This window comes from Pseudomonas sp. DrBHI1, from assembly GCF_002205115.1.
GTDB classification, from domain to species: Bacteria; Pseudomonadota; Gammaproteobacteria; order Pseudomonadales; family Pseudomonadaceae; genus Aquipseudomonas; species Aquipseudomonas mosselii.
Genome location: NZ_NIBE01000078.1, coordinates 11,552 through 23,566, shown reverse-complemented (window position 1 = coordinate 23,566; position 12,015 = coordinate 11,552). Strand labels below are relative to the sequence as shown.

The 12,015-nt window shown below is 67.2% G+C and carries 10 protein-coding genes and 1 pseudogene; 6 read left to right on the top strand and 5 right to left on the bottom strand.

The features are described 5' to 3' along the window. The first annotated feature begins 275 nt into the window (after positions 1 to 275). From CC207_RS17485 to CC207_RS17470, 4 genes are all read left to right on the top strand, one after another. Positions 276 to 1,247: a helix-turn-helix transcriptional regulator gene (locus CC207_RS17485; RefSeq protein WP_036985706.1), complete on the top strand. Its 972-nt coding sequence runs from the start codon at positions 276 to 278 to the stop codon at positions 1,245 to 1,247. A gap of 96 nt (positions 1,248 to 1,343) precedes the next feature. Next, positions 1,344 to 2,213 (top strand): transporter, encoded by an 870-nt coding sequence (locus CC207_RS17480; RefSeq protein WP_088852484.1) that lies wholly within the window; start codon positions 1,344 to 1,346, stop codon positions 2,211 to 2,213. 9 nt (positions 2,214 to 2,222) lie between these two features. Then, a complete protein-coding gene (locus CC207_RS17475) occupies positions 2,223 to 3,392 on the top strand; it encodes an MFS transporter (protein ID WP_051555607.1) in 1,170 nt (389 codons plus the stop codon). Further along, on the top strand, positions 3,389 to 4,498 hold the full coding sequence (locus CC207_RS17470) for a class II histone deacetylase (protein ID WP_088852483.1): 1,110 nt from the start codon (positions 3,389 to 3,391) through the stop codon (positions 4,496 to 4,498). Before CC207_RS17475 ends, CC207_RS17470 begins: the two co-directional genes overlap by 4 nt. A 91-nt stretch (positions 4,499 to 4,589) precedes the next feature. Here CC207_RS17470 and feaR read toward each other — a convergent pair whose 3' ends face one another. The 5 genes and pseudogenes from feaR to CC207_RS17445 all read right to left on the bottom strand — a co-directional run bounded on the left by feaR (position 4,590) and on the right by CC207_RS17445 (position 9,703). Continuing rightward, a complete protein-coding gene (gene feaR / locus CC207_RS17465; RefSeq protein ID WP_081100287.1) occupies positions 4,590 to 5,555 on the bottom strand; it encodes a transcriptional regulator FeaR in 966 nt (321 codons plus the stop codon). A gap of 150 nt (positions 5,556 to 5,705) precedes the next feature. Beyond that, entirely contained in the window at positions 5,706 to 6,269 is a 564-nt protein-coding gene (locus CC207_RS17460; protein WP_051555606.1) for a DUF3156 family protein, read from the bottom strand. Beyond that, positions 6,250 to 7,749: an APC family permease gene (locus CC207_RS17455; RefSeq protein WP_062573976.1), complete on the bottom strand. Its 1,500-nt coding sequence runs from the start codon at positions 7,747 to 7,749 to the stop codon at positions 6,250 to 6,252. Before CC207_RS17455 ends, CC207_RS17460 begins: the two co-directional genes overlap by 20 nt. A gap of 212 nt (positions 7,750 to 7,961) precedes the next feature. Then, positions 7,962 to 8,471: pseudogene (locus tag CC207_RS17450) on the bottom strand (flavin reductase family protein); the annotation flags it as partial. 62 nt (positions 8,472 to 8,533) lie between these two features. Beyond that, positions 8,534 to 9,703: a p-hydroxyphenylacetate 3-hydroxylase oxygenase component gene (locus tag CC207_RS17445; RefSeq protein WP_088852482.1), complete on the bottom strand. Its 1,170-nt coding sequence runs from the start codon at positions 9,701 to 9,703 to the stop codon at positions 8,534 to 8,536. A gap of 287 nt (positions 9,704 to 9,990) precedes the next feature. Here CC207_RS17445 and CC207_RS17435 point away from each other — a divergent pair, with 287 nt between their 5' ends. Both CC207_RS17435 and CC207_RS17430 read left to right on the top strand, forming a co-directional pair. Further along, the gene (locus tag CC207_RS17435) at positions 9,991 to 11,478 is read left to right on the top strand and encodes an aldehyde dehydrogenase family protein (protein ID WP_088852481.1); all 1,488 of its coding nucleotides are present in this window, start codon (positions 9,991 to 9,993) and stop codon (positions 11,476 to 11,478) included. A 2-nt stretch (positions 11,479 to 11,480) separates the two neighbouring features. Further along, on the top strand, positions 11,481 to 12,015 hold a 535-nt coding region (locus CC207_RS17430; protein ID WP_088852486.1), incomplete at its 3' end, for a helix-turn-helix transcriptional regulator.

The window sequence follows — 12,015 nt, the reverse complement described above, 5'->3', positions numbered from 1 at the left end:
ATCGGTTCATCAGGCCGACCTGGTGAAAGTCAGGGCCTGCCTGACGGCAGGCCGTTACCGGCCCGCACACAAAAAATCTGACACTTCCCGCGATAGCGGCTGCCGGTACATCCTCGTCAGGCAGACTGATGCTATCGCGGGACAAGCCCGCTCCCACGCCTATGACGCTTCAGGCACTGTATCCTGCATCTGCAGGATGGTCTTCCCCCTCCCCACTTGGCGATACTCCCCCCAGGCCCTGACAACAACAAGAACGTCGCAGCCAGGTACCGCCCATGTCCGATTTCCTCGCGTCCCCAGGCTTCACGCTGTTCAACGCCCTGGTCCTGGAACTGCAACGCCTGGCCCAGGAACAGCCGCTGCCAAGCTTCCATGACCGCATGCTCGAACGCGCCGGCGAGCTGATCCCGTTCGACAAGGCCTGGTGGGGCCGCGCCGCGCTGGTCGATGGCTTGCCCCACGAACACAGCAGCCATGTCTACAGGCTGCCGCCTGGTTACGTGCAGGACTGGCAGTCGATTCGCCACCAGGACATCACCGTGCAGCAGGTGCATGCCCAGCCGGGCCGCTCGGTGATCGTCGACAGCCAGGCCGACGACGCCCCCGAGGGCCTGCGCTGGCTCGGCGCCCGCCACGGTTTCGGCGAGTTCCTGTGCATCATCCATATCGACCCACAGACCCGCCTCAGCGTGCACCTGACCCTCTACCGGGCCCACGGCGCGGCCAGCTTCACCGCCCACGAGCGCTTGCTGCTCGATCACCTGATGCCGCACCTGGTGGCCGCCGAGGGTGCCAACCAGATCCGCGCCCTGGTGGCACTGCGCGAGGCGCTGGACGGCGCCAACACCCTGTCGCTGGCCGTCTGCGACCGCCAGGGCACCCTGCACCACGCCGAACGCGGCTTCGTCGAGCGCCTGCTGCTGGAATGGCCGCGCTGGAGCGGCCCGCACCTGCCGGCCGAGGTCAGTCCCGCCAGCTACCGTGGCCAGCACCTGCAACTGGACGCCACCGCCGTGGGCGACCTGTTCCTGCTGGCCGCCCGGCCCCGTTCGGCCCTGGCCCAGCTCAGCGCCCGCGAGGCGGATGTGGCCGAGCGCTTCGGCGGCGGCGGCACCTACAAACAGATCGCCCGCGAACTGGGGGTGGCGCCCAATACCGTGCGCCACCACATCCGCAGCATCTACAGCAAGCTGGGCGTGAACAGCAAGGCCGGGATCACCCAGCTGCTGCACCACCCTCCGCTCTGACCCCTTCCTGACGCCCTCCAGCCCGCCAGCCTGGCTCGCGGGGTTGGGGCGCCTTTGCCCGCTGTTCGCCAACCACAACAACAAAGGAACACGCCCATGCCCGACCCTCGCAGCCGCTGGCTTGCCTTGGCCCTCACCCTGGCCGGCGCCCATGCCCAGGCCGCCGACCTCAATGCCCGCGATTTCGTCAGTGCCCCGGTGGGCACCCGCCTGGGGGTCGCGTACCTGCCGCTGACCCGCGCCAACGACTACCATGGCGCCGCCGACGGCAACGGCAAGGCCGACCTGGCGGTCAACGCCTTCGCCTATCGCCAGTTGTGGTTCACTGACATCTGCGGCACGTTGTGTACGCCGCAATTCATCGTGCCCTACGTCGACACCGAGGCGCGCCTGCCGGGTAGCGACGGCCACACCCGCGAGCGCGGCATCGGCGATCCGCAGGTCGGTGGCACGCTGTTCTTCATCAACGATCCGCAAAACCGTACCTACAGCGGGCTGCTGGCATTGCTCAGCGTGCCGGTCGGCGAGTACCACGCCAGCAACCCCGGCGTATCGCCCGGCGCCAACCGCTGGGCGCTGCACCTGAACTACAACTACACCCAGGGCGTGGGCGAACGCTGGCTGCTCGAGGCCAATCTCGAAGCCCAGTTGTACGGCCGCAACGACGATTACTTCGACAACGAGCTCAAGCAGAAGCCGCTGTACCGCCTGCAGGCCTTCGCCTCCTACGACTTCACTCCCACCACCTACTGCGCCCTGCGCCTGATCCACGCCGACGGCGGCCAACTGGAGCTCGATGACCGGCACCTGGACAACAGCCACCAGCGCTACACCCAGGTCGGCTTCGAGCTCGGCCATTGGCTCGACCGGCGCAACCAAGTGCTGCTCGGCCTGACCCGCAATGTTTCCACCGACAACGCCTACGCCCAGGACAACCTGCTGCTGCGTTTCGTCCACGTCTTCTGAGGAATCGCCATGCCTGTCTTCACTGCTATCGGCCTGCCACCGCTGCGGCTGCTGGCCATTGTGCTGTTCGCCGCCGTGGTGCCCTGCGTGCTGATGACCGCGCCGGCGGTCGCTGGCCAGTACGCCGCCCAGCTGGGCCTCGGGCCGGCGCGTGTCGGCCAGCTGTTTTCCGCGGAGCTGGCGGCCATGAGCCTGGCCACCCTGCCCGCCTACTACTGGCAGCCCCGCTGGGACTGGCGTCGGGTGGCGCGAGGCGCGGCGCTGCTGTTCATCCTGGCCAACCTGGCCTCGACCGGCTGCGACAGCTACCTGGCGCTGATGGCCCTGCGCGTGCTCAGCGCCCTGGCCGGCGGCACGCTGATGGTGGTGTGCATCGCCAGCGCGGCCAGCAGCCGGCAGCCCGACCGGGTGTATGGGCTGTGGGTCAGCGGCCAATTGATCCTCGGCGCCGTGGGCTTGTGGCTGCTGCCGCCGCTGTTCGGGGCATTCGGGCTCAAGGCCCTGTACCTGGGCCTGGCGCTGCTGATGCTGCTGTGCCTGCCGCTGGCCGGCGCCTTTCCGGCCTCGGCCGCGCCCGGCCCGATGAAACCTGCGCACGCCCCGCTCGAGCACCGCTGGCTCCCGGGTCTGTGCGGACTGCTGGCGGTACTGCTGTTCTACACGGGGCTCAGCGCGGTGTGGACCTTCATCGGCAGTATCGCCGCCAGTGCGGCGATCGACCCGGGCAGCAGTGGCCGGATCCTGTCCATCGCCACCCTGATGGGCATTGCCGGCTCGCTGTGCGCCACGCTGATCGGCCCACGCTGGCCGCGCAACCTGCCTCTGGCCTTGGGCATAGGCCTGATGGCGCTGGCCGTCGCCCTGCTGCTGGGCAGCCCCGACCTGCGCCGTTTCGCCCTGGCCGCGCTGCTGTTCAAGTACTGCTGGACCTTCGCCCTGCCATTCATCCTTGCCTGCCTGGCCGACCACGACCGCGCCGGGCGCCTGATGAACAGCGCCAACCTGGTCATCGGTGGCGGCCTGGCCCTGGGCCCGGCCATCGCCGGCCCGCTGCTCGAATCGCGCCACGGCATGCCCGCCGTGCTGCTCGGCAGCATCGGCTGCCTGCTGCTGGCGTTCATCAGCCTGATGCTCGCCCGCCTTAACCGTTCCCCGCTCACCACTGGAGTCCACCCATGAGCCGCCGTACCGCGTTTTTCTCCGACGAACTGTGCTTCTGGCACAGCGCCGGGCTGCATGCCCTCACCCTGCCAGTCGGCAGTTGGGTGCAGCCCCCCGCCGCCGCGGGCTTTGCCGAGTCGCCGGAAACCAAGCGACGCCTGAAGAACCTGATGGACGTCTCGGGCCTGTCGCGCCAGTTGCTGCAGCGCAGCGCCGAAGCCGCCAGCGACGCCGACCTGCTGCGCGTGCACCCGTCGCATTACCTGGCGCGCTTCAAGGCGCTGAGCGATGCAGGTGGCGGCGAACTGGGGCTGCAGGCGCCGATCGGCCCGGGCACCTTCGAGATCGCCAGGCTCTCCGCTGGCCTGGCCATCGCCGCTGTTGACGCGGTACTGCGCGGCGAAGCCGACAATGCCTACGCGCTGTCGCGCCCGCCGGGGCACCACTGCCTGGCCGACCAGGCCATGGGCTTCTGCTTCCTGGCCAACATCCCCATCGCTATCGAGGCGGCCAAGGCACGCCACGGCCTGGGACGGGTGGCGGTGATCGACTGGGACGTGCACCACGGCAACGGCACCCAGTCGATCTATGCCCAGCGCGGTGACGTGCTGACCGTGTCCCTGCACCAGGAGCATTGCTACCCACCGGGCTACAGCGGCGCCGATGAACGCGGCGTGGGCGATGGCGAGGGCTGCAACCTGAACATTCCGTTGCCGGCTGGTACCGGGCATGCAGGGTACCTGCAGGCAATGGAGCAGATTGTGTTGCCGGCATTGCAGCGCTTCCAGCCGGAACTGATCGTGGTGGCCTGCGGCTACGACGCCAACGCGGTCGATCCGCTGGCGCGGATGCTGCTGCACAGCGAGTCGTTCCGGGTCATGACGCGGATGCTGCGCGAGACCGCCGAGCAGCTGTGCTCAGGGCGATTGGTGATGGTGCACGAGGGTGGGTATGCCGAGGCCTATGTGCCGTTCTGTGGGTTGGCGGTGATGGAGGAGTTGGTGGGGGTGAGGACAGCGGTGGAAGACCCGATGCTGGCATTCATCGAGTTGCAGCAGCCGGGGGCGGAACATGGGTGTTTTGTGGCGCAGTACGTAGAAGGGCTGCGAGCGCGTCTGGTCTGACTGCATCATCGTGGGCAAGCCGCATCGGCGCACCGCCGCTCCCACAGGTTCGATGAGAACCTAGTCGGAGCGGGCTTGCCCCGCGATGTCCTTACCGCCCAGGCATCAGAGCCATCGCCCGGAAATCCTTCGGCGACTGCTCGAAGTGCTTCTTGAATGCCCGGCTGAAATGCGCCGAGTCGGTGAATCCCCACTTGTAGGCAATCGAGGTGATCGACTCGCGCTTGAGGAACGGGTTGGACAGGTCATCCGCGCTGCGCTTGAGGCGTGAACGCTGGATGTAGCGGCAGACGCTGTCGCCCTCCTCCTCGAACAGACGGTACAGATGACGCACCGAGATGCTCAGGCGCTCGGCCAGGTTTGCCGGGGTCAGGCCCGGCTGGCCCAGCGACTCGTCGATGACCTTCTGCACGTAGCCGCGCAGGCTGGCGCCGCTGAGCCCGGCGAGCGATCCGGGATTGTCGTCACCACGCTCGAAACCTGGCTCCAGCAAGGCGATGAACGCCGCCTGCAGTGCCTCGCCCTGGGTTTCCCCGGCCTCGTCGCCTTCGCGGCACAACTGGTCCATCAGCAGGTGCAGCATGCGCCCGCAGGCGTTGGTCGAGGAGATCTTGCCGAAGGTCGCGCCCTGCCCGGTCACGTGCTTGCGCACCTGCTCGCGAGACAATGACAGCGAGACATGCTCGATCAGGCCGAACGGGGTGATCTCGCACGGGCCCACCGAGTCCATCAGCAGCAGTTCGCCCGGCGACAGCTGGATGCTCACGCCATCCTGGGTGATCTGCGAGTAACCCATGCGCTGGCTGACCAGGAAGCAATGCTGGTCGTCGTCGCGGTCGGGGTTGTCGCCCAGGCGGCGGATAGTGCCGGCGTTGGTGCGCAGGTTGGCCAGGGCCAGGCCGGCGCGGTTGTAGGTCGAGATCTCGCCGATGAACAGCGAGCGGTTGAAGGCCAGTTCGGTCTGGAACCGGCCGCAGACCTTCTGCATGGCCGTGGTCCAGCGCTCCAGGCCGTCCAAGGCGGGTCTGGCGTTGCACTGAGTGACGGGCTGGGGCATGGCAACCTCCACACGCGGGCGTTGTTGTTATGCGCTAATTGTTAACATGTTATCAATGAGCGTACAACTGCCATTATTTGCCGGTGTTGGCAGCAGGTTCCGTGCCAGGTGAATTGAGCAAGACACAAGGCCGCAAAGCGGCCCCTGGCTCTACAGGTCGCTCAGCATCAGTTGCAGCGCATCGAAAGCTCGCCAGAGATGCTTGCGCTGCTCAATGTCGAGGGGGATGTAGCGGCGAAACGCGGGCACCCGATTGACCACCTCGCTGGCGCCCATATGCTCAAGGGTTACCCGCCACTGACCGTCGCGGCACTCGATGGCCAGGCGCTTGAAATCCAGCGGCATCAATACAGCCTGAGCACGCCCGAGGCGCTCGCGCAGCGCTTCGAACAGCACCTGATCGCCGCCCCGCAGGCGGCATGCCAGCCCCGTTCGGCGCAACGCCCCGGTATGGTGCAGTTCTACCCGCACCGCGCCCTGCCCCAAGGCAGGCACCTGCAGGATGAACTCGCACAGCACCAGATGCATCAGCAGATGGCTCTCAGTGCGCTCGCGCACTTCGATCCGAGGGCCATCTTCGCGGTAGGTAAACGATGCTGCGGATTGCAAATCCGTCAATCCCAGGTTTCGCCACACCCGCTGCAAGGTCGCCCCAGGCCGATAACCGGCCGGGGTGCGTGGGCCGGTCAGGCGTTCAAGCCAGCTTGCCGACATGGCGCACCTGCTCGTGGTGAGAATGACCGGGTTCGGCGGCGAACTCCTTCTCCAGCACGTCCTCGACCCGCGCCGGGCGGAACGGGTTGACCTTCTGCACACACAGCGTCCAGAACAGCGCGTAGGCCGCGGTGGCGCCGAGCATCACGGCGAACGGCACGTAGACATCGGCCGGGTTCATGCCCGGCGGGGTGATGAACCACATGCCCAGCAGTATGCCGATGCTGGAGACGATCTGCGGCAGCGGGAACCACGGCGAGCGGTAGGCGCGTGGCAGGTCCGGCCGGCGGATGCGCAGGATCACCACCGACAGGGTCACCAGCAGGTACGCGGTGCTCCAAGCGCACACCGCCGCCAGCACCAGGTGCAGGATATTGTCGGTGTTGCCGCCCAGGTACCAGGCGTGCAGGCACGGGATCAGCGCCACCACCAGGATGCACAGCAACGGCGTCTTGAACCGTGGGTGCAGGTAGGTGAACACCTTGGGCAGCGCCCCGTCCACCGCCATGCCGTAGAGAATCCGCGGCACCCCGGCCATCAGCGTGTTGATGGTGGCGGCGCCGGCGAACAGGAAGCCGATGCCCAGCCACACCGGGCCGATATCGCCCATCACCTGCTCGGCGAAACGCGGGATGGCCATGGGCGTGTCCAGCAGGTGCACGCCGCTGGCGGCGTCAAGCACGACGTTCTCCACCTGGCGCTTCATCGCCGCGCCGTAGATGAACATGCAGCTGGCCACGCCGAACAAACCCAGGGCCATGGCCTTGGGCATGACCCAGGCCGAGCGGCGCAGTTCCGGGGCCAGCGGGGTGACGAATTCGCAACCGACGAACATGAACATGGCCATGCCCACCAGCGACAGAATGGTCATCAGGTCGGTGCCGACCAGCGACACGCCGAACGGCCCTTCCAGCTCCACGGCGGGCGCCGCGATCAGGCCAAGCACGCCAAACACCATCAGCGTGGTCCACATGCCGAAGGTCAGCACCACTTCGGCGCGGCCAAAAGCGCTCACGCCGAAAGCGTTGAGCACGCCGAACACCAGCACGAAGCCCACGCCCAGCAACCACGAACCACCGGCCGACTCGGCCAGGGTGTTGAGGTGCTCGAAGTTCACCAGGGCCATGACCCCGGAGAGGATGGTCTCGGCGGTGCCGGCGAACACATGCACGATCAGGTACGCCGACAGAGTGCCGGTGATGGCGAAGAAACGGCCCAGGCCGCAGTTGATGTAGTCGTAGACGGAGCCGGTGGTCGGCAGGATCGCCGCCGCCTCGGCGAAGGTAGTCGACTGCGCCAGCATCATCACCGCGGCGATCACCATGGCCACGGCGAAGGCGCTGCCGCCGATGCCGAAGCCCATGGTCGCGGTGAGGATCACGGGGCTGGCCATGATCAGGCCGACGGTGCTGGCCAGCGCGGTGGGGAAGCCGACGCTGCCACGGTTGAGGTGCTCGGTGAGCTTATTGTTGATTGTCATGGGTGGGCCCTGGGTGGACGAGGGAAAGATTCTTCCCTGTCACTTTGCGGCCTGCACCCGGGCGGGTCTTGCCACTGCCTGCCGCAGGGCTTGATCCGTGTTGCCAGATGCTTGGCGATAGTCTTGCAGCGCTCTTGAGATCGAGCGCCGCGCGGGCGGCACTCGATCTCACAGGCACTGCAACTCTAGTGTCGAATACCTCGAACCATTTACCCCTGCGCGCAACGGTCCATCACCCCATGCGGCAGAACCCTGGAATAGGCCCCCTGGTGATAAAGCAGCGGGGCATGCCCCAGGTCGTCGAACGCCAGCACCCGGCCAATGAGAATCCAGTGATCACCGCCATCGATCTGCTGGAACTTCTCGCAACGAAAGCGCGCCGAACAGCCCGGCAACAGGGGCGCGCCGCCCTCGCCGGTCTCATGCTCGATACCGGCGAAGCGGTCTTCGCTGGGGCGCGCGAAGGTGTTGGACAGGTCGATCTGGTCGGCGGCCAGCACGTTCACGGCGAAGTGCCCGGCGGCCTCGAACACCGCATGGCTGCCGGAGCGCTTGTCGATGCTCCAGAGCACCAGCGGCGGGTCGAGGGATACCGAGTTGAAACTGTTGGCGGTGACCCCGACCTTGCGCCCCGAGGCGTCGGCGGCGGTGATCACGGTGACGCCGGTGGCAAAGTTGCCCAGGGCGCGGCGGAAGGCGCGACTATCGAAGGGATTGGACATGCAAGGCTCCATCATTGTTGTTGGGCTAGGCTGGGGCGCCAGCCATGTTCATCGGCTGAAGCTCAGGTCATCGCCGGATCCGGCTCCAGCCCCATCAACTCGCGCCCGAGGATCTGCGCGCAGACGTCGTAGTCGGTGTAGGCATGCGCGCCGGTCATGTGCGCATCGCGGAACAGCCGCTGCAGCTCGTTACCGTCAAACCAGGCGCCGCCGCCAGCCGCCTCCATCAGCCGATCCACGGCCTGGATGCACAACTTGACCGCGTAGCCCTGGTTGGTGCGCCAGTACGTAAGCTCGGTGCGCGTCGGGTATTGGTGCCGGGCGCTGTACTCGGCGATCTGCTCCCAGCTCTTTTCCAGCAGCGCCCGCGTCGCGGCGACCTGGTGGGTGGACTCGGCCAGGCGCATCAGCGCCGGGGTGGCCGCGCCGACGGCGGCGCCGGTGTAGGCGCGCACGCGGTTGCGGGTCTTGTCCCTGAAGACCTCGAGCATGCGCTCGGCGATGCCCAGGCTGACCGTGGAGAACCCGCTGGCGAAGTATGGCCGGTAGGGGTTGAAATAGATCGCGCTGTCCGGGTACAGCCCGAAGCCCGCCGACTGGCCCTCCATCATGTCCCTGGCCTTCTGGATACGGTGTTCGGGCACAAAGGCGCGCTCGACGATCAGCGTGCGGCTGCCACTGGCGCGCATGCCGGCGGCGAACCAGTCGTCGCGGATCTGGTAGTCGCTGCGCGGCAGCACGGCGAAGCAGTAGTCCTGGCCGCCCTCAGGGTTGGCCCGGCGAAAGCCCATGATCGCCCACTCGGCGTGGTCGCAGCCGCTGCTCCAGCCCATCTCGCCGCTGAACAGCACGCCGCCCTCGACCTCCTCGGTGCGACCGAACGGCGCGATGCTGCTGCTGGCGGTGGCGTCCGGGTCACGGCCCCAGATCTCGTCCTGCAAGCGTGCCGGGAACATCGCCAGCTGATGACTGTGGGTGCACAGCAGGCTCATAGCCCAGGCGGTGCTGGCGCAGGCGCCGGCCAGCGCGGCGATGCATTCGGCGAACTGTGGCAGGCTTATTTCCAGGCCGCCGTAATGCTTGGGCAGGAAGGACTTGTGCAGGCCAATGGCCTTGAGCGCGGCGATATTCTCGACGGGCACGCTGCGCTCGCGCTCGGCCTGGTCGGCGCGAGCGGCGATGGCCGGCAGCAGGGGCTTGAGGTCTTCGAGCAGGGAATTTGGCTTTTTCATGGTCTGGCTCATTGTTATTGGACCCTGGCGAACGCTGCCCGGAATGGGCCGCTCACTGATGAATGCCGGGTCAGTATGGGAGCCGTGGCCGAGCCGGAAAATGCAACTTCCGCACCTCGGATTGCACTTTTCGTGGCACCTGGCAGACAGGGTCATGGGGGCGGCATGGGCAGACAAGATCACCAGCGTGTCGGGCTTTAATCTGGGGGAAATCAGGCCGCAATAAGGCCCATCGCGGAGCAAGCCCGCTCCCACGAAGCCCTCGGCAAACCACCCGGAGCCCTGCCATGAGCGACATCGCCCTCCTCCCCAGCGTCAGCGCCTTCCTGGCCCGCGACCACGGTCTGTACATCCATGGCGCATCGGTCGCCAGCCAATCCACCGCCCGCATCACCGTGCACAACCCGGCCAACGGTGAAGCCATCGCCCAGGTCGCCGACGCCAACCTGGCCGACGTCGAGCGCGCCGTCGAATCGTCCCGCAAGGGTTTTGCCAGCTGGTCGCGCACCAGCCCCGCCGCCCGTGCCGCGGTGTTGTTCCGCCTGGCCGACCTGCTCGAGGCCAACCGCGAGGAGCTGGCCCAGCTGGAAACCCTGCAGTCGGGCAAGCTGATCGGCATCGCCCGCGCCTTCGAGGTGGAACAGGCCGCGCACTTCCTGCGCTATTACGCCGGCTGGGCCACCAAAATTACCGGCCAGACCATCACCCCATCCCTGCCTTCCTTCGCCGGCGAACGCTACAGCGCCTTCACCCTGCGCGAGCCGGTGGGCGTGGTGGTGGGCATCGTGCCATGGAACTTCGCCACCATGATTGCCCTGTGGAAGCTGGCCTCGGCCCTGACCACCGGCTGCAGCATCGTGCTCAAGCCCAGCGAGTTCACCCCGCTGACCCTGCTGCGCATCGCCGAGCTGGCCAGCGAGGCCGGCCTGCCGCCGGGCGCGCTCAACGTGCTGACCGGCGCCGGCCAGGTGGGCAAGGCGCTGGTCGAGCACCCTGGCACCGACAAGGTGTCGTTCACCGGCTCCGTGCCCACCGGTATCGCGGTCGGCCAAGCGGCCATGGGCGCCAAGCTGACCCGGGCGACCCTGGAGCTGGGCGGCAAGAACGCGGTGGCGTTCCTGCCCGACGTCGCCGTCGACAAGGCGGTGGACGGCATCATCGAGGCCGGTTTCCTGCACTCCGGGCAGATCTGCGCCGCCGGCGAGCGTTTCTACGTCCATCGCTCACGCCTCGACCCGCTGCTCGAGGCCCTGTCCCAGCGCCTGGACCAGCTGAAGATCGGCTCGCCGCTGGACGAAACCACCCAATTCGGCCCGGTGGCCAACAAGCCACACCAGCAAAAGCTCGGCGAGCTGTTCGCCACCGCCCGTGCCGAGGGCAACCGCATCGTCCATGGCGGACGCCTCGGCGAAGGTCCGGGCTGCTTCGTCGAGCCCACGGTCATCCTTGCCAACAACGCAGGTGACACCCTGCTCAACCAGGAAACCTTCGGCCCGGTGGCGACCTTCCTGCCCTATGATCATGAAGACGAACTGATCCAGCTGATGAACGCCTCACCCTACGGCCTGAGCGCGAGCCTGTGGACCAACGACCTGGGCAAGGCCATGCGCCTGATCCCGCAAATCCAGGCCGGGACCTTGTGGGTCAACATGCACACCCTGCTCGACCCGGCGGTGCCGTTCGGCGGCATCAAGGCCTCGGGTATCGGCCGCGAGTTCGGCTCGGCGTTCATCGACGACTTCACCGAGCTGAAGTCGGTGATGATCCGCTACTGATCATGGCCAGTGCCAACCACGACCTGGGCCGCTACTGCCTGCAGGCCTTCAGCCAGCAGGTGCCGGCCTCGTTGGCGGCGTTCTACCACATCGATGCCGGGCAGCAGGCCTGCGACTTCCTGTTGCAGGACCTGCAGGCACCGATGCATGCCCGCTACCTCGAGCACTACCGGGCTTTCGACCCGCTGCAGCCCGGACGCTGCCTGGCCATCGGCCGCCCGGTGGTGTCGCTGCGCCAGGGCCTGGCCCGCCTGCCCGAAGCTCAGGGCCAGATCTACCAGTGTTTCCTCGCGCAACATCAGGTGGTGGACGTGGTCGAGATCATCGCCCAGGCCGATGGCCGCCCCGTGGCCGGCGTCTCGCTGCTGCGCTGCGCCAGCCTCGGTGAGTTTCGCGGCGACGAACTCGAACGCCTGCTGCCCCTGCACGGGCTGATGCAGCTCGCCGTGGCCAGCCAGCCGCTGGCGTGCGCCCCCGCGTCCGTCGAACTGACGCCACGGGAACGGCAGATCGCCGAGCTGCTGCGCCAGGGCAGCA

Bases quoted from the DNA above. Each gene is read 5' to 3' on its own strand.
- CC207_RS17485 (WP_036985706.1), top strand. From the start codon at position 276: ATGTCCGATTTCCTCGCGTCCCCAGGCTTCACGCTGTTCAACGCCCTG.
- CC207_RS17480 (WP_088852484.1), top strand. From the start codon at position 1,344: ATGCCCGACCCTCGCAGCCGCTGGCTTGCCTTGGCCCTCACCCTGGCC.
- CC207_RS17475 (WP_051555607.1), top strand. From the start codon at position 2,223: ATGCCTGTCTTCACTGCTATCGGCCTGCCACCGCTGCGGCTGCTGGCC.
- CC207_RS17470 (WP_088852483.1), top strand. From the start codon at position 3,389: ATGAGCCGCCGTACCGCGTTTTTCTCCGACGAACTGTGCTTCTGGCAC.
- feaR (WP_081100287.1), bottom strand. From the start codon at position 5,555: ATGCCCCAGCCCGTCACTCAGTGCAACGCCAGACCCGCCTTGGACGGC.
- CC207_RS17460 (WP_051555606.1), bottom strand. From the start codon at position 6,269: ATGTCGGCAAGCTGGCTTGAACGCCTGACCGGCCCACGCACCCCGGCC.
- CC207_RS17455 (WP_062573976.1), bottom strand. From the start codon at position 7,749: ATGACAATCAACAATAAGCTCACCGAGCACCTCAACCGTGGCAGCGTC.
- CC207_RS17445 (WP_088852482.1), bottom strand. From the start codon at position 9,703: ATGAAAAAGCCAAATTCCCTGCTCGAAGACCTCAAGCCCCTGCTGCCG.
- CC207_RS17435 (WP_088852481.1), top strand. From the start codon at position 9,991: ATGAGCGACATCGCCCTCCTCCCCAGCGTCAGCGCCTTCCTGGCCCGC.